17 protein-coding genes and 1 pseudogene are annotated in these 16731 nt (G+C 69.8%); 15 read left to right on the forward strand and 3 right to left on the reverse strand.

Annotated features, from left to right (window positions below; genetic code table 11):
• The first annotated feature begins 273 nt into the window (after window positions 1-273).
• From AC07YZ_RS23870 to AC07YZ_RS23905, 8 genes are all read left to right on the forward strand, one after another.
• On the forward strand, window positions 274-789 hold the full coding sequence (locus AC07YZ_RS23870; protein WP_226491078.1) for a DUF1269 domain-containing protein: 516 nt from the start codon (window positions 274-276) through the stop codon (window positions 787-789).
• 128 nt (window positions 790-917) lie between these two features.
• Window positions 918-2042, forward strand: a complete 1125-nt coding sequence (locus AC07YZ_RS23875; RefSeq protein ID WP_494796598.1) for a cytochrome c oxidase subunit II — start codon at window positions 918-920, stop codon at window positions 2040-2042.
• A gap of 19 nt (window positions 2043-2061) precedes the next feature.
• Window positions 2062-3828, forward strand: a complete 1767-nt coding sequence (locus AC07YZ_RS23880; RefSeq protein WP_494796599.1) for a cytochrome c oxidase subunit I — start codon at window positions 2062-2064, stop codon at window positions 3826-3828.
• Window positions 3825-4439: a cytochrome c oxidase subunit 3 gene (locus AC07YZ_RS23885; RefSeq protein WP_226491081.1), complete on the forward strand. Its 615-nt coding sequence runs from the start codon at window positions 3825-3827 to the stop codon at window positions 4437-4439. The genes AC07YZ_RS23880 and AC07YZ_RS23885 overlap by 4 nt, the downstream gene beginning before the upstream one ends.
• A gap of 9 nt (window positions 4440-4448) precedes the next feature.
• Complete coding sequence (locus AC07YZ_RS23890; RefSeq protein WP_494796600.1) at window positions 4449-5171, forward strand: heme-copper oxidase subunit III family protein; 723 nt, start codon at window positions 4449-4451, stop codon at window positions 5169-5171.
• A 5-nt stretch (window positions 5172-5176) separates the two neighbouring features.
• Window positions 5177-5506 (forward strand): cytochrome C oxidase subunit IV family protein, encoded by a 330-nt coding sequence (locus AC07YZ_RS23895; RefSeq protein WP_494796601.1) that lies wholly within the window; start codon window positions 5177-5179, stop codon window positions 5504-5506.
• Window positions 5507-5591: 85 nt separating this feature from the next.
• Window positions 5592-6461: a heme o synthase gene (cyoE, locus tag AC07YZ_RS23900; protein ID WP_494796613.1), complete on the forward strand. Its 870-nt coding sequence runs from the start codon at window positions 5592-5594 to the stop codon at window positions 6459-6461.
• Window positions 6462-6554: 93 nt separating this feature from the next.
• Complete coding sequence (locus tag AC07YZ_RS23905) at window positions 6555-7034, forward strand: aminoacyl-tRNA deacylase (protein ID WP_226491084.1); 480 nt, start codon at window positions 6555-6557, stop codon at window positions 7032-7034.
• 33 nt (window positions 7035-7067) lie between these two features.
• Here AC07YZ_RS23905 and AC07YZ_RS23910 read toward each other — a convergent pair whose 3' ends face one another.
• Window positions 7068-7850: a DUF2189 domain-containing protein gene (locus AC07YZ_RS23910; protein ID WP_494796602.1), complete on the reverse strand. Its 783-nt coding sequence runs from the start codon at window positions 7848-7850 to the stop codon at window positions 7068-7070.
• A 339-nt stretch (window positions 7851-8189) separates the two neighbouring features.
• Between AC07YZ_RS23910 and mgrA the strand changes: the two genes are divergently transcribed.
• On the forward strand, window positions 8190-9230 hold the full coding sequence (gene mgrA, locus AC07YZ_RS23915) for an L-glyceraldehyde 3-phosphate reductase (protein ID WP_494796603.1): 1041 nt from the start codon (window positions 8190-8192) through the stop codon (window positions 9228-9230).
• Between the two features lies 1 nt (window position 9231).
• On the opposite strand, the gene trxA is transcribed toward mgrA, so the two are convergent.
• Window positions 9232-10140, reverse strand: a complete 909-nt coding sequence (gene trxA / locus AC07YZ_RS23920; protein ID WP_494796604.1) for a thioredoxin — start codon at window positions 10138-10140, stop codon at window positions 9232-9234.
• 139 nt (window positions 10141-10279) lie between these two features.
• Here trxA and purE point away from each other — a divergent pair, with 139 nt between their 5' ends.
• The 3 genes from purE (at window position 10280) to AC07YZ_RS23935 (ending at window position 13217) form a co-directional block, all read left to right on the forward strand.
• Complete coding sequence (gene purE / locus AC07YZ_RS23925; protein WP_226491088.1) at window positions 10280-10771, forward strand: 5-(carboxyamino)imidazole ribonucleotide mutase; 492 nt, start codon at window positions 10280-10282, stop codon at window positions 10769-10771.
• A 4-nt stretch (window positions 10772-10775) separates the two neighbouring features.
• Complete coding sequence (locus tag AC07YZ_RS23930; protein WP_494796605.1) at window positions 10776-11999, forward strand: 5-(carboxyamino)imidazole ribonucleotide synthase; 1224 nt, start codon at window positions 10776-10778, stop codon at window positions 11997-11999.
• A gap of 204 nt (window positions 12000-12203) precedes the next feature.
• Window positions 12204-13217, forward strand: a complete 1014-nt coding sequence (locus AC07YZ_RS23935) for an L-threonylcarbamoyladenylate synthase (protein WP_494796606.1) — start codon at window positions 12204-12206, stop codon at window positions 13215-13217.
• Between the two features lie 137 nt (window positions 13218-13354).
• Here the strand turns inward: AC07YZ_RS23935 and dacB are convergent, their stop codons facing one another.
• Entirely contained in the window at window positions 13355-14905 is a 1551-nt protein-coding gene (gene dacB / locus AC07YZ_RS23940; RefSeq protein WP_494796607.1) for a D-alanyl-D-alanine carboxypeptidase/D-alanyl-D-alanine endopeptidase, read from the reverse strand.
• Window positions 14906-15045: 140 nt separating this feature from the next.
• On the opposite strand from dacB, the gene tsaB reads away from it, so the two are divergent.
• The 3 genes and pseudogenes from tsaB to AC07YZ_RS23955 form a co-directional block, all read left to right on the forward strand.
• The gene (gene tsaB, locus AC07YZ_RS23945) at window positions 15046-15912 is read left to right on the forward strand and encodes a tRNA (adenosine(37)-N6)-threonylcarbamoyltransferase complex dimerization subunit type 1 TsaB (RefSeq protein ID WP_494796608.1); all 867 of its coding nucleotides are present in this window, start codon (window positions 15046-15048) and stop codon (window positions 15910-15912) included.
• A gap of 11 nt (window positions 15913-15923) precedes the next feature.
• Window positions 15924-16538: a ribosomal protein S18-alanine N-acetyltransferase gene (rimI, locus tag AC07YZ_RS23950; protein ID WP_494796609.1), complete on the forward strand. Its 615-nt coding sequence runs from the start codon at window positions 15924-15926 to the stop codon at window positions 16536-16538.
• Window positions 16535-16731 (forward strand): annotated as a pseudogene (locus AC07YZ_RS23955) (uracil-DNA glycosylase); the annotation flags it as partial. The gene rimI and the pseudogene AC07YZ_RS23955, both read left to right, overlap by 4 nt.

Genomic DNA, 16731 nt, shown 5'->3' on the forward strand with positions numbered 1-16731 from the left:
GGAGCCGGTTCCGCGGTGGCCTCGGATTGGGACACTTCGGCCTCGTTGCTTTTTTGGGCGGCGGGGCTTCTTGTTTTCTGCATCTCTCGGGTTGATGGCGTGGCGGGTGCAGCCCCCGATTCTTGATACCGAATCGTGGTCTTTTTCGTGGCTTGGACAGGGCCGCGAATGGGGCGTACAAACCACCCAACAGGCACCCAGAGGGGTGTCGCTGATCAGGAAGGTTTGAGAGCTTGCATTGCATGCCACACCGCTGAGCGGAAGGAGGCCCCTATGAGCAAGCGTATCTACTGGCTGCTGCCCGATGTGGCCAGCGCCCGCAGGACGACGGATGACATGCTGTTGGCTCGCATCGACGAGCGACACATGCACTTTGTCGGCCGCGAAGACATCAACCTCTCCGGCCTGCACGTGGCCAACGTCCTGCAGACCTCCGACGTGGTGCGCGCCGCCCAGTGGGGTGCGCTCATCGGCGCGGTCCTGGGTTCCGCGGCGGGTCTGGTGGTGGCGTGGTATCTGCAGGTTCCCGGCGAGCCACCGCGATGGGGCTTGGTCGTCGTGCTCGCGATGGTGGGTGCGATCTTCGGCACCTGGGCCTCGAGCATGATCGGTGTGTCCATCCCCAGCCAGCGGCTCAGGCGGTTCGAGCGGGCGATCCAGCAGGGGCAGATCCTGCTGATGCTGGACGTGCCGCCAGGGCGTGTCGAGGCCATCGAGTCGCGGCTGCAGGCTTTGCATCCCGAGGCCCACCTGGAAGGCATCGAACCCAATATTCCGGCCTTTCCCTGAGAACCTGAACCGCGGTAACAAGGCGCTGGCGCGCCACCACCGGAGGGAACCATGGACATGGGATCGCATCGATCACGGGGGGGGCCGCTGCGCGAGCCATTCGCTTTCGCCTGCGCGCCCTAGACGCCATGGTCATCGCCATCGCACTGCTGCTGATCGTCGCCGCAACGGTGGTTTTCCATCTTGTGACCCCTTGGTGGCTCACGCCGTTGGCGTCGAACTGGGCATCGATGGACGACACGCTGACCATCACCGTTGTCGTCACCGGGGTGTTCTTTGTCGCCATCAACCTGTTCGTGGTCTACACCTTGTGGCGCTTCCGCCACCGCCCGGGCGCACGCGCCGCTTACGAGCCCGACAACAAACGCCTTGAGCGCTGGCTGGGCGGCATCACCACCCTGGGCATCGTGGCACTGCTGGCCCCTGGCCTGCTGGTGTACGCGCGCTACATCGACCCGCCGGCTGACGCGATGCTGCTCGAAATCCTCGGCCAGCAATGGCAATGGCGCTTCCGCATGCCAGGTGCGGACGGCAAGCTGGGCGGCACCGACCTGCGTTTTGTGTCGGCCGAAAACCCCTTCGGCCTGGACCCGGCCGACCCCGCCGCGCAGGACGACACGCTGATCGATGCCAACGAGGTTCACCTGCCGACGGACCGGTCGGTGAAGGTGCTGACGCGCTCGCACGACGTGCTGCACGACTTCTTCGTGCCGCAGTTCCGCGCGCGCATGAACATCGTGCCGGGCCAGGTGAGCTGGTTCTGGTTCACGCCCACCCGGGCGGGCCGTTTCGAGTCGATGTGTGCGCAGCTGTGCGGCGTGGGGCACCCGGCCATGCGCGGCGTGGTCGTGGTGGAGGATGAGACCGCCTGGCGGGCCTGGCTGCAGCAGCAACCCAGCTTCGCGGCGACGCTGGCCAAGGCCGACAGCGCGGCGGGAGGCGGTGTGCAGGACATTGCGGCGCTGGGCCGGGCGCTTGCGCAGTCCAAGGGCTGCGTGGCCTGCCACACGGTGGACGGCCGGCCCGGCGTGGGCCCGACCTGGCAAGGCCTGTTCGGCAAGACCGAAACCTTCGCCGACGGCTCCACCGCGCGGGTCGACGAGGACTACCTGCGCGGCTTCATCCGCAACCCGAAGGCGCGCAACGTGAAAGGCTTCGCGCCGGTGATGCCGCAGTTCGAACTGACCGCCGACGAACTCGACGCGCTGGTGGCCTACATCAAGACCCAGGGCCCCGCGCCCGCTCGGCCCTGACCCCCACAGGACGCCCGCCATGGCCCTCATCGACACCAGCCACCACGATGACGCTCCACGCAGCTTCATCACCCGCTACGTCTGGAGTCAGGACCACAAGGTGATCGCGGTGCAGTACGCCTGCACGGCCATCGCGGTCGGGCTGGTGGGCCTGCTGTTGTCCAACCTGATGCGGCTGCAGATCGGCTTTCCCGGCGTGTTCGAGTTCATCAACGCCGAACGCTACTACCAGTACGTGACCATGCACGGGATGATCATGGTGATCTACCTGCTCACGGCGCTGTTCCTCGGCGGCTTCGGCAACTACCTGATCCCGCTCATGATCGGTGCGCGCGACATGGTGTTCCCGTACATGAACATGCTGAGCTTCTGGGTCTACCTGCTCAGCGTGATCGTGCTGATGGCCAGTTTCTTCGTACCCGGCGGCCCCACCGGCGCGGGCTGGACGCTCTACCCGCCGGCGGCCATCCTGCCCGGCACGCCGGGGCACGACTGGGGCATCATCCTGATGCTGGTGTCGCTGCTGATCTTCATCGTCGCCACCACCATGGGCGGCCTGAACTACGTCACCACGGTGCTGCAGGCCCGCTGCGAAGGCATGACGCTGCTGCGCATGCCGCTGTCGGTGTGGGGCATCTTCGTGGCCACCATCCTCGCGCTGCTGGCGTTTCCGGCGCTCTTCGTGAGCGGCGTGATGATGCTGCTGGACAAGACCCTGGGCACCAGCTTCTTCATGCCCGCACTCATGTCAATGGGGCAGGCCACCAGCCACAAAGGCGGCAGCCCGCTGCTGTTCCAGCACCTGTTCTGGTTCTTTGGCCACCCCGAGGTCTACATCGTCGCGTTGCCGGCCTTCGGCATCGTGTCCGACCTCATCAGCGTGCATGCGCGCAAGGCGATCTTCGGCTACCGCACCATGGTCTGGGCCATCGTGGTCATCGGGGGCTTGAGCTTCGTGGTGTGGGCGCACCACATGTTCGTGAGCGGCATGAACCCGTGGTTCGGCTTCTTCTTCGCCACCAGCACGCTGATCATCGCGGTGCCCACCGCCATCAAGGTCTACAACTGGGTGCTCACGCTGTGGCGCGGCGACATACACCTCACGGTGCCGATGCTGTTCACGCTGGCCTTCATCCTCACCTTCCTGGCCGGTGGGCTGACGGGGCTGTTCCTGGGCAACGTCAGTGTCGACATCCCGCTGTCGGGCACCTATTTCGTCGTCGCCCACTTCCACATGGTGATGGGCGTGGCGCCGCTGCTGGTGGTGTTCGGCGCCATCACGCACTGGTACCCCTTGGTCACCGGCCGCATGCTCGACGAGCGGCTCGGGCGCATCCACTTCTGGATCACCTTCCTCGGCACCTACGCGATCTACTTTCCGATGCATTACCTGGGCGTGATGGGCATGCCGCGGCGCTACTACGACTACGCGAACTACGCGTTCATTCCCGCCTCGGCCCACACGCTCAACGCCTTCATCACCGTGGTGGCCTTGATCGTGGGCGCGGCGCAGCTGCTGTTCGTCTTCAACCTGCTGTGGAGCGCCTGGCGCGGGCGCCCTGCCGAGACCAACCCCTGGCGCGCGGCATCGCTGGAATGGGCCACGCCGCACACGCCGCCGCGCCATGGCAACTGGGGCCCGCAGCTGCCGGTGGTGCACCGCTGGGCCTACGCCTACAGCGTGCCAGGCGCCGCACAGGATTTCATTGCACAAGATGCGCCGGCACTGGCCGGCGGCCAGGAAGCCGAGGCGCCGGCGTCGCCCCATGACGGAGCCCGCTCATGAACACCACCACGCTGCAGATCGGGGACCCGGCCGCCACCCGGGCGCGCGCCGCCGCGACCGGCCTGTGGCTGTTCATGGGCGTGGTCAGCGTGCTGTTCGCCTTGTTCCTCGTCGCCTACGCGATGCGCATGGATGCGGCCGACTGGTCGCCGATTGCGATGCCGCCCCAGCTGTGGCTGAGCAGTGCGCTGCTGCTGGCCGGCGGCCTGCTGCTGCAGCGTTCGGCCACGGCGGCGCATGCGCTGCGCCACGCCCGGGCGAGGCGCCTGCTGCTGGTCGGCGGCGTGGCCGCGATGGCCTTTCTGGGCTCGCAGCTGTGGGCCTGGCAAAGCCTGCTGGACGCCCGCGTGGTGCTCGCGGGCAACCCGGCGGCGAGTTTCTTCTATGTGCTCACCGCGCTGCACGGGCTGCACGTGATCGGCGGCCTGGTCGCCTGGAGCGCCACCGTGCAGTCGGCCATTGCAGCGCCGGCCGAGCCGCGACGCCTGGCCCTGCACATCACGCTGTGTGCACGCTACTGGCACTTCCTGTTCGCCGTGTGGGCCGTGCTGTTCGCCGCGCTCGGCTGGCTGACGCCGGAAGTGGTGCGCTTCATCTGCGGCGACGCCTGAAAGACCGCCATGGGCAACATCGCCACCCACGTCACCCCACCGAGCACCGGGACCTCTGCGCCGGTGACGGGGCTGCGCGGGCTGGTGGCCGACTGGTCGTCCGACCGCCAGGCCTTCCACGTCGCGTGGGGCAAGGCGATGATGTGGTTCTTCCTGCTCAGCGACACCTTCATCTTCGGCAGCTTCCTCACCGGCTACATGACGGTGCGCATGTCCACCACCGTGCCGTGGCCGAACCCGAGCGAGGTCTTCGCGCTGCACGTCGGCGGTGCCGACATTCCGCTGCTGCTGATCGCGGTGATGACCTTCGTGCTCATCACCAGCAGCGGCACCATGGCGATGGCCGTCAACTGCGCCTACCGCCGTGACCGTGTCAACGCAGCGCGGCTGATGTTCGTGACCGCGGCCTTCGGCGCCATGTTCGTCGGCATGCAGGCCTTCGAGTGGACCAAGCTGATCGTCGACGAAGGCGTGCGCCCCTGGAGCAACCCGATGGGCGCGGCGCAGTTCGGCTCCACCTTCTTCATGATCACCGGCTTTCACGGCCTACACGTCACGGCCGGGGTGATCTACCTGATCGTCGTTGCCGTGCGCCTGCTGCGCGGGAGGTATGACGGCCCCAAGGCCGGCGCATCCGAAGGCAACTACCAGATCGTCGAGATCGCTGGCCTTTACTGGCACTTCGTCGACCTGGTGTGGGTCTTCATCTTCGCCTTGTTCTACCTGTGGTGAACGCCATGCACACGACCAGCGATGCCGTCGACGGGCAGCAACAGCACCCGATCGGCCTGTACCTGAAAGTCTGGGCCCTGCTCTTCGTGCTGAGCACGATGTCTTACGCCGTGGACTACTACCACCTGCAGGGCATGCTGCGCTGGAGCCTGATCCTCATCTTCATGCTGCTGAAGGCCGGCCTCATCGTGGCCGTGTTCATGCACCTGGCCTGGGAGCGGCTGGCGCTGATCTACGCCATCCTGCTGCCGCCGCTGGCCCTGATCGCGCTGGTGGGGCTGATGGCCTCGGAGGCCGGCTACGTGCACCTGACGCGGCTGCTTTTCTTCCGTTAGCGTTCAACCTGGAAACCCCACGAGGGCCTGCGCCATGTCGAAGCCTCCCACCGCACTGGCCGTGCCCCTGCCGCGTGGCAGGGTGATGCCCTGGCGCAGTTATGTCGAACTGGTCAAGCCCCGGGTCATCGCGCTGATGATGTTCACGGTGCTCGTCGGCATGCTGCTGTCGCGAGCGGGGTGGCCGCCCTGGACGGTGCTGGTCTTTGGCACCCTGGGCATCGGCTTGGTGGCCGCCAGCGCGGCCGCCGCCAACCACGTGATCGACCAGCGTATCGACGCGCTGATGGCGCGCACGCGGGGCCGGCCGCTGCCACGCGGTGTGCTGGGCACGGCGCAGGCGGTCGTCTTCGCCATCGCCCTGGGCCTGGCCGGCCTGGCGCTGCTGCTGTGGGTGAGCAACCCGCTGTGCGCCGTGCTCACGCTGGCATCGTTGCTGGGTTATGCGGTGGTCTACAGCCTGTTGCTCAAGAAGCGCACGCCGCAGAACATCGTCATCGGGGGCGCCGCCGGTGCTGCGCCTCCGCTGCTGGGCTGGGTGGCGGTGACGGGCCAGGTGGACGCGGGCGCGCTGGTGCTGTTCCTCATCATCCTGATCTGGACGCCGCCGCATTTCTGGGCCCTGGCGATCCACCGCCGCGACGACTACGCCCGCGCCGGCATCCCGATGCTGCCGGTGGTGCGCGGCGTGCCCTACACCACGGCGCAGATCCTGTACTACAGCATCGCCCTGGGCGCGGTGTCGCTGCTGCCGGTGGCCATCGGCATGAGCGGCCCTCTCTACCTGTTCGGCGCACTCGCCCTCGGTGCGCGCTTCATCGCCTGCGCCTGGCGCCTGCGCCGGGACATCGCGCTGGCGATGTCCACCTTCCGCTATTCCATCGTTTATCTGTTCGCGCTGTTTGCGCTGCTGCTGGCCGACCACTGGCTGGCGGCCTCGGGCTGGTCCGTCTGAGTGGCCCAACCGAAGTGCCCCAACCGAGGGAGCGGCAGGGCGAGCACAGCGGCAGCCATGGGGCAGCGCATTGACATTGAGTTGGAGGCCGCCATGTTCATTCCCCCTCGCTTGTCATCCTTCCTGCAGGCGCAGGACGCCGAATACGAGGTCCAGCGCCATCGGCACACCCGCGGCAGCTCGGACACCGCCCATGCCGCGCATGTGTCGCCGCACCAGCTGGCCAAGGCCGTCGTGCTAGAAGACGACATCGGCTGCGTGATGGCCGTGGTGCCGGCCGATCGCTACGTGCGGCTGGGCCGGGTGTCGCAGCTGCTGGAGCGCCAGCACCTGCGCCTGGCCGACGAGAACCGCATTGCCGCGTTGTTCCCCGACTGCGAACGCGGTGCCGTGCCCGCGCTGGGCATGGTCTGGGGCCTGGAGACGGTGGTCGATGACGAACTCGAAACCCTGAGCGTGGTCTACATCGAGTGCGGCGATCACGAGCGCCTGCTCCGGCTGGACCACCGGCAATTCCATGCGCTGATGCGCCAGGCACGGCACGGGCAGTTCAGCGGACTGCGCCTGCACTGAACCGCCGCCGGGCCATGGCGGCGGCGCCGGCCTTCATCCGGCCCCATCCACGATGAGGTCGCGGTAGGCGTGCCAGCTGGCATGTGCCAGCAAGGGGAAGATGACGATCAGGCCCAGCATCAAGGTGGCGAAGCCGATCAGCACCAGGCCGGCGATCAGCGCGGCCCACAAGGCCATGGCAGCGGGGTTCGCCAGGCAGCAGCGCATGCTCGTGATGGCGGCCGTCACCACGTCGACCGGCCGGTCGAGCAGCAGCGGCGCACTCACCACCGACAGCGTGAACGCCATGACCGCGAACGCAGCGCCCACGCCAAAGAAAGCCAGCAACAGTGGCCAGTATTCGCCCGAAAACAGCACGTCTTGGATCACCGCCGACAGATCGGGCACATTGCCGCCGTAGGAGAGCGCGAAGATGATCGCCGAAACCCGCTCCCACAGGATCAGCGACAGCGTCAGCATGAGGCCGAACAAGGCGATCGAACCGGCGTTGGACCGCCAGGCGAACATGGCCCGCGCCATGTCGATGCGTTCGTGGCGTTCGATTTGCGCCGATATGGCGTACAGCCCGATGGCCACGAACGGCGCCACCAGCAAGAAGCCGCCGGCAAAGGCCGGCACCAGGTAGGTGGCGCCCCAACTCAGGGCCAACAGCATCACACCGAAGGCGGTGATGTACACACCGTAAGCCAGGCTCGATCGGCCCGATTGGGCGAGATCCGCGTAGCCTCGGCGCAACCATTCGAGTGGCTGCAGGGTTTCGACTCGGCGCACATGGGGCGTGTCCACGGCCGCGTGTCTTTCAAGGGCATGGTCCATGACGGTCTCCTGCTGGAAGGGGCCAACGCAGATCGGCCCGGCCGCAGGCTGCGGTCATCGGTGGTGCGGCCAGCCACCCGCCCCCAGTCGGCGGCACGGCTTGCCGACCACGCCGAGGGTCGACATGCACAGGCAATGCTAGACCCGTGGACCGCGCCGCGGCCGATGCCTGCTGCCCCAGCAGGGTTTTTCCGGGTCGGGCGCTTTGGACCGTGGGACATCCGCGGAGTCGGACACCCCACAGGGAGCAACCCAATTGCCGACACAAAGGGCTGGGTTTCCGGGTGGTTACTGGGTAGAGTGGCTGTTTATCACCGGCCAACAAGAAGGAGACCCGCCATGTACACCGCCGCCCCCACCCGCTACGACAGCATGCCCTACCGGACCTGCGGACACAGCGGCCTCAGACTGCCCGCGCTCTCTCTGGGCCTGTGGCACAACTTCGGCGACAGCACGCACCTGGACACCCAGCGTGCCCTGCTGCACACCGCGTTCGACCTGGGCATCACCCACTTCGACCTCGCCAACAACTACGGACCACCGGCCGGCAGCGCCGAAACCAACTTCGGCGAACACCTGCGGCGCGACTTCCGGCCCTACCGCGACGAACTGCTCATCTCCACCAAGGCCGGCTGGGACATGTGGCGCGGGCCGTACGGCCAGGGCGGCGGTTCGCGCAAATACGTGCTCGCCAGCCTGGACCAGAGCCTCAAACGCATGGGCCTGGACTACGTGGACATCTTCTATTCCCACCGCTTCGACCCCGACACCCCGCTGGAAGAAACCATGGGCGCGCTGGCCACGGCGGTGCAACAGGGCAAGGCGCTGTACGTGGGCATCTCCAGCTACTCGGCCGGCAAGACCCGCGAAGCCGCGGCGCTGCTGCGGCAGATGGGCGTGCGCTGCCTGATCCACCAGCCGTCCTACAGCCTGCTCAACCGCTGGATCGAAGGCGAACTGCTCGACACCCTGAGGGCCGAGGGCATCGGCTGCATCGCCTTCAGCCCGCTGGCCCAGGGCCTGCTGACCGGCAAGTACCTCAACGGCATTCCCGAGTCGGCGCGCATCAACCAGCCGGGCGGCGGCTCGTTCAAGCCCGAGCACCTGAGCGAACAGAACCTGGCCCACGTGCGCGCGCTCAACGAGATCGCCGCCTCGCGGGACCAGAGCCTGGCCCAGATGGCCGTGGCCTGGGTGCTGCGCCAGCCGGGCATGACCTCGGCCCTGATCGGCGCCAGCAAGCCCGAGCAGATCGTGGAGCTGGTGGGGGCGCTGCAGCACCTGGACTTCACGCCCGACGAACTGGCCGCCATCGACCAGCACGCGGTGGAAGGCGGCATCAACCTCTGGAAGAAGCCCTCGACCGATCAGCGGCCGTAGGTCAGCTCAGCACCACGCTGGAGAGTCGCCGGCGGTAGGTCGCCACCGTCGGGTCTTCGGGGGGCACCTGGCCTTCGGCCACCTTGGGCTTGGGCGGCTCGATGATGTCGAGGATGGCGATGTAGGTCTTGCGGGCCAGGTCTTCGCTCCAGGCCTTGTCGCGCATCAGGATTTCCAGCAACTCGTCCATCGCTGGCACGAACTCGCTGTGGGCCATGAGCAACTGGGCCAGCGCGAAGCGGCTGTCGAAATCGCGCTTGTTGGCGCTGATCGCGGCCTGCAGCTCGGCCGCGCGGGCCTGCGGGTCGCCCACGGTGGCCTGGGCGTCGCGCGCTTTCATCCAGCGGCTGAGCGAGTCGAGCCGGCGCACCCCGGCGGCCTTGGCGATCACGGGGGCGAAGGCCACCTTGGCGTCGTCGTCGCGCTCCAGCTCCAGCAGCAGCTTCACCAGGTCGAAACGCGCGTCGTCGTTGTTGGGGTCGGTCTGTACCGCCTGCTGCAATTTCTCCAGAGCGCCTTCCACGTCGCCGTCGGCCAGCGCGTCCAGCGCGGCGGCTTCTTCTTCGGCGGCGGCCACTTCTTCGGCCGCGGGCAGGTGTTTGTCCAGGAATTCCTTGATCTGGCCTTCGGGCAGCGCGCCCATGAAGCCGTCCACCGGCTGGCCGTTCATGAGCAGCACGCAGGTCGGGATGCTGCGGATGCCGAAGGCCTGGGCGAGTTGCTGCTCCTGGTCGGAGTCGATCTTCACCAGCTTGAAACGGCCCGCGTAGTCGGTCTCGATCTTCTCCAGCAGCGGGCCGATGACCTTGCAGGGGCCGCACCACGGCGCCCAGAAATCCACCAGCACGGGCGTTTGCATCGAGGCTTCGATGACCTCGGTTTCGAAGTTGGCGATGGTGACGTTGATCATGGCAATGGCTCTGGAGATGGGCCCACGGTGGGCGGTGCGCGGGCGCGAAACGTAAAATCGACACTTTACCGGAGCCGGGCCGTCCTCCCCAGACCCGCTCCCCCCGCCGGCCCCCCGGGGCCCGACACAAGGCAACCCAATGAATCCCATTCAAGTGGGCGTGGTCATGGGCTCCAGCAGCGACTGGGACACCATGCAACACGCCGTGCAGATCCTCAAGGACTTCGGCATCGCACACGAGGCGCGGGTGGTTTCGGCGCACCGCATGCCCGACGACATGTTCGCCTACGCCGAAGCCGCCGTCGGCCGCGGCCTCAAGGCCATCATCGCGGGCGCGGGCGGTGCGGCGCACCTGCCGGGCATGATCGCGGCCAAGACGGTGGTGCCGGTGCTGGGCGTGCCGGTGATGTCCAAGGCGCTGTCGGGCGTCGATTCGCTGCACAGCATCGTTCAGATGCCCAAGGGCGTGCCGGTGGCCACCTTTGCCATCGGCCCCGCCGGCGCGGCGAACGCGGCGCTGTTCGCCGTGGCCCTGCTGGCGAACGTTGACCCGGCCCTGCGCGCCCAACTCGAAGCCTTCCGCGCCGCGCAGACGGAGGCGGCCCGCCACATGACCCTTCCCACGGAATGACCCCATGAGTCTCAAGCCCTTGCTTCCCGGCGCCCTGTCCGACCGTGGCCAGCAGATGACCCTGGGCGTCATGGGCGGTGGCCAGTTGGGCCGCATGTTCGTGCAGGCCGCGCAGGCCATGGGTTATTTCACGGCGGTGCTGGACCCGGACCCCGCCAGCCCGGCCGGGCTGATCAGCCACTACCACATACAGACCCCGTACGACGACGAGCAGGGCCTGGCGCAGCTGATGCAGCGCTGCGACGCCATCACGACCGAGTTCGAGAACGTGCCCGCGCCCGCGCTGCTCACGCTCGGCGCGCACCGCCCGGTGGCGCCGTCGGCCGCCTGCGTGGCCGTGGCGCAGGACCGCATCGAGGAAAAAGCGCATTTCGTGGCCTGCGGCCCGATCAGCGGCGTGTACCCCGCACCCTACGCGGCCATCGAATCGCCCGAGCTGCTGGCGGCCGTGCCGGCCAATCTGCTGCCCGGCATCCTGAAAACCGCCCGCCTGGGTTACGACGGCAAGGGCCAAATCCGCGTCAAGACCCGCGAAGAGCTGGCCGCCGCCTGGGAGCAGCTGGGTCGCGTGCCCTGCGTGCTGGAAAAGCTGATGCCGCTGCAAAGCGAGTGTTCGGTGCTGGTGGCGCGCGGCGCCGATGGTCAGGTGGTGAGCTTCCCGGTGCAGGCCAACACGCACCACGACGGCATCCTGGCCATCACGGAGGTGTACGAGGGCGCCGTGCCGGCCGAGCTGGCCGCGCGCGCGCAGGCCAGCACGGTCGCCATTGCCAACCACCTGCATTACGTGGGCGTGCTCTGCGTGGAGTACTTCGTGGTGGACGACGGCGCGGGCGGCTCGGACCTGATCGTCAACGAAATGGCACCGCGCCCACACAACAGCGGCCACTACACGCAGAACGCCTGCGACATCTCGCAGTTCGAGGCGCAGGTGCGCGCGCTGGCCGGCCTGCCGCTGCCCACACCGCGCCAGCACAGCCCGGCCATCATGGTCAACCTGCTGGGTGACCTATGGTTCAACGCCAACGGCGTGCGCGCCCAGGCCAGCGAGCAGCCGGTGTCGCCGCCCTGGGCCCAGGTGCTGGCGCTGCCCGGCACCCACCTGCACCTCTACGGCAAGCTCAGCGCGCGCCCGGGCCGCAAGATGGGCCACCTGAACATCACCGCGCCCACGGTGGCGCAGGCGCGCGAGACGGCGGCGCGGGTGCTGGCCCTGCTGGGACTATGACCCCCCCGACGCGCCTGCGGCGCGCCTTGCAGGCCGCAGCATCGCCAGAGTCGATGCCTCTTCGGGCTGTCCAAGCCTGCGCGGGCAGGCTTGGAGCCGCAGCCCTCAGCCCCCTAGGGGGCCGCACTGGCGGCCCGGCAAAGCCGGTTCCGCGGTGCGCCGGGTTTGGGGCATTTCTCCCATGATGATGTTGCTGATGCGCCCATGTCTCTCGTTCTGAACGCCCAAGATCCGGCGGCCATCGAGTCCGCTGCCCGGCGCCTGGCAGCGGGTTCGCTGGTGGGGCTGCCGACCGAAACCGTCTACGGCCTGGCGGCCGACGCCGACAACGCCAGCGCGGTGCACCGCATTTTTGAAGCCAAGGGCCGCCCGAGCGACCACCCGCTGATCGTGCACCTCGCGCCGGGCGCGGGGCCGCAGGGCTGGCGCGCCGGGGTGGACCACTACGCGAGCGAGGTGCCGGCGTTTGCGCTGGCGCTGATGCAGGCGTTCTGGCCCGGTCCGCTCACGCTCATCCTGCCGCGCCGGCCCGAGGTGGCGGCGGTGGCCGCGGGGGGGCAGGATTCGGTGGGCCTGCGCTGCCCGGCGCACCCGGTGGCCCAGGCGCTGCTGACGGCCGCGGTCGCCCAGGGCGTGCACGGCGTGGCCGCGCCCAGCGCCAACCGCTTTGGCCGCGTCAGCCCCACCACGGCGCAGCACGTGGCCGAAGAGTTCGCCGGGCTGTCCGACGACGCGCTGCTGATCCTGGACGGCGGCGCCTGCCCGGTCGGCATCGAGTCCACCATCGTGGACTGCACGCGTGGCCACCCGGTGCTGCTGCGCCCCGGCATGATCACGCCGGACCGGCTCGAAGCGGCCTGCGGCCAGCCGCTGCGCGCGCGCGACGAGGCCGCGCCGCGCGCCTCGGGCACGCTCGAATCGCACTACGCGCCACGCGCCCAGGTGCGCCTGATGAGCGCGCAGCAGTTGCAGGCCGCCCTGGACCTGCTCGGCGCCGACGCGAAAAACATCGCGGTCTACGCGCGCCAGGCGGTCCGCACGGTGGCGGCGGTGCCGCGGCGGCGCATGCCCGATGACGCCGCGCGCTGCGCGCAGGAGCTGTTCGCCGTGCTGCGCGAACTCGACGCTACCGGCGTGCGCCTGATCTGGGTCGAGACGCCCCCGGACGACGCCGCGTGGGATGGCGTGCGCGACCGGCTGCAGCGCGCCGCGGCCTGAGCCCGTCGGAGGACCACCGGAGCGCGATCCCGATGCGTGAAGCGGTGCAGCCCAGGGCACCGCCGGGCCGGCTTTGCCGGACGGCCAGTGCCGCCCCCTTGAGGGGGTAGCGCGAAGCGCTGCGGGGGTGGTTCGCTTCAATCCGCCTGCGAGGCCGTCCACTCCACCAGCGCTTCGAGCGCCGGGCGCGCGGCCGGCGCGTTGGGGTGGTTGATGAAGCCGACCACCGCGTAGCGCGTGCCGTTGACCGCGTTGACGTAGCCGGCCACCCCCATCACGTCGCGCAGGGTGCCGGTCTTGAGCCAGGCGTTGCCGCGCGCTGCGCTGAGCGGGTCTTGCGCCATGCGGGCGGCCGTGCCATTGACGCCGGCGATGGACAGCGACTGCACGAAGCGCTCGCCCTGCGGGTGGCGCGCGGCGTGGCGCAGCAGGCCCACCAGCGCATCGGCGGTGATGCGCTCGTCGCGCGACAGGCCCGAGCCGTTGTGCAGCACCGGGGGCTCGTGGCGCGGCCCGAAGGTGCGCCGCCACCAGGCCGCGATCACCTCGCGCGAGCGCTCGAAACGGCCCGGGCGCATCAGGGCCAGCCGGTCGGCCAGCGTGCTCTCGCTCATCACCTGGGTGGGCGAGAGCCGGCCCAGGGTGAGGAAGACCTGCTGCGCCATCACGTTGTTGCTCCACTGGTTGACGTCGGTGATGATGTCCGACAGCGGCAGTGAGCGCGCGTCGTGCAGCAGGCGTGCGCCGGGTGGCGTGGATCCGGTGCGCACCTGGCCGGTGAGCGCGCCGCCGCTGGCGCGCCACAGGCCTTCCAGGGCGCGCGCGGCGTAGCTGGCGGGGTCCTGGTAGGCCACGGGCCAGCTGCGTTCACCACAATCCAGCGGATAACGGCCGCCGAAACGGATGGTGTTGGCGTCGTCGAAACGCGCCAGCAGGCCCAGGCGCCAGTCGCCGCAGCCGCCGCCGGAGAGCGGCACGGTGGTGTCGACGGCCAGGCCCGCCAGCGGCGGCTCGCTGCGCACCCAGGCCACGCCTGCGGCCGGGTCGGGCAAGAAGCTCAGGATCACCGACTTGAAGTTCACCAGCAGGGCGTCGGGCGAGGCGTTGTACGGGCGCAGGGCCTCGCCGTCGAACGCGCCGGGGTCGCTCTCGGGCAGCTCGAAGTCGCTGTGGTCGAGCACCATGTCGCCCAGGACCACGCGCACGCCCTGGTCCTGCAGGGCCACGAAGGCGTCCTGGATGCGTTCGAGCACCAGCTTGGGGTCGCCGCCGCCGCGCACGTACAGGTTGCCGCGCAACACGCCCTCGCTGACCTCGCCGTCGGTGAAAAAGCGCGTGGTCCAGGTGAAATCCGGGCCCAGCAGGTCGATCGCCGCGTAGGTGGTGACCAGCTTCATCACCGAAGCCGGGTTGACCGAGGCCTCGGCGCGGTGGCGCAGCCGCTCGGGGCCGGGCGGCGCGATCGGCACCACCAGCGCCGAGAGCGCGTCGGCCGGCACACCGGCGCGCGCCAGCGCCGCCGACACGCCGGGGGGCAGACCGCTCTTTGACGGGACCGGCAGCTGGGCGCAGGCGGGCAGGGTCAGCGCCCCCAGCAGGACGAGCGCGGTGCGCGCGAGGGCGCGGCGCACACGGCGCCAGTGGGGCGGGAAAGAGAGCAACACAGCGGGCAGCAGGGCGGCGGACATGGGGGTTTTCATTATGGGACGGCGGCCCGCGCCGCTGGCGCCCTGCGGTGAAAAGAGGCGGCCCTTGCCGGGCACGGGCGGCCCGCGGGCATGCCGCGCGGCGGCCAGGCCGGCCCCCCGGGGTGGCCGATAATGCCCGGATGTCTTTGTCCCCCGCCAGCCTCGACCCGGCCACCCGCTCCCCGTTGCGGCTGCTGGCCCTGGAAACCAGCACCGACACCCTGTCGGTGGCGGTGGGGCCGGGCACGCCCGAGCGGCCGGTCCGCCCGCACACCGGCCCGGGCGGTGCGCAGGCCTCGGCCACGCTGCTGCCGGTGGTGCAGACCCTGCTGGCCCAGGCGGGTTGGGCGCTGCACGAACTCGACGCGCTGGTGTTTGGCCGCGGTCCGGGCTCGTTCACCGGCCTGCGCACGGCCTGCGCCGTGGCCCAGGGCCTGGCCTACGGCGCCCGGGGCGCGGGCCGCGCCGGTGGCATCCCGGTGCTGCCGGTGGACACGCTGCACGCCCTGGCCGAAGAAGCGCGCTGGCAGCGCGAGCAGGCCGGGCAGGCGCTGCCGGGCGTGATCGTGGCCCTGCTCGACGCCCGCATGGACGAGATGTACGTGGCGCCGTACGCCTGCGGGCCGCAGGGCCTGGCGATCGCGCCGCTGCAGCCGCCGCGCCTGTGCGCGCCGGCCGAGCTGGGCGGGTACCTGCAGCAGTGCCTGCCGCCGGCGCTCTCGCTGGAGGCGGGCGACTGCCTGCTGGCCGGCAATGTGTTCGAGGCCTACGGCGCGCAGTTCAGCGATCTGCCCGGCGCACGCCAGCGCGCGCTGCCCACGGCCAGCGCCTTGCTGCGCCTGGCCCCGGCGCTGCTGGCCGCCGGACACGCCGTGGCCGCGCAGGACGCGCTGCCGCTCTACGTGCGCGACAAGGTGGCGCAGACCACGGCCGAACGCGAGCAGCTGCGGCTGGACCACCTGGCCCGGCTGGCCGCGCCCACGCCCACCGATCCCCTGGGCGCCTGATGGGGGCTGGCATGGCGCAATCACCCGAACCCGGCACGACCCAGGACGCGTCCCGCGTGCCCGTGTGGACCCCGGCCGACTGGCCGCGCGCCGATGCCGCCGCCGCGCGCCGCATCGCCTTCGTGCCCATGGCCGAGGCCGATCTGGACGCGGTGCACGCGGTGGAAAAGCTGGCCTACACCCACCCCTGGACGCGCAAGCACCTGGCCGACTCGCTGGCCTCGGGCTACCCGGCGGTGATGCTGCTGGGCGAGGCGCTGCCCGGCGAGACGGCCAGCCCCGGGCGCAGCGACGGCCGCGTGCTGCTGGGCTACCTCGTGGCCATGCCCGGGGTGGACGAGGTGCACCTGCTCAACATCACCGTCGCGCCGACCCACCAGCGCCAGGGCTGGGCGCGCTTCATGCTCGACGCGCTGGTGCTGTGGTCGCGCGGGCAGGGCGCGCAATGGCTCTGGCTGGAGGTGCGGCAGGGCAACGTGCCCGCGCGTGCGCTCTACGAAAGCTACGGTTTCACCCAGGTCGGCCTGCGCCGCGGCTACTACCCGGCGGGCCATTTCCAGCGCGAAGACGCGGTGGTGATGAGCCTGAGCCTGGCGGCCCGCGGCAACGGTGGGGAGGCCCCATGACGGACACCTCGTTCGTGCCCCAGCTCGACGCGCGCCAGCGCGCCATGCTGGCCGAGATGGGCGTGCGTGTCTGGGCCCCCAAACCCCCGCCCGCGGTGACCGCCGAGCCGCCGGCGGTGGCGCCACCCGTGGCCGCTCCGGCCCGGGCCGCCGCGCCCGCGACCCCGCCGCCCACCGCCGCCGCACCCGTGGC

It is taken from the genome of Hydrogenophaga sp. GW101-3F08, assembly GCF_059424585.1.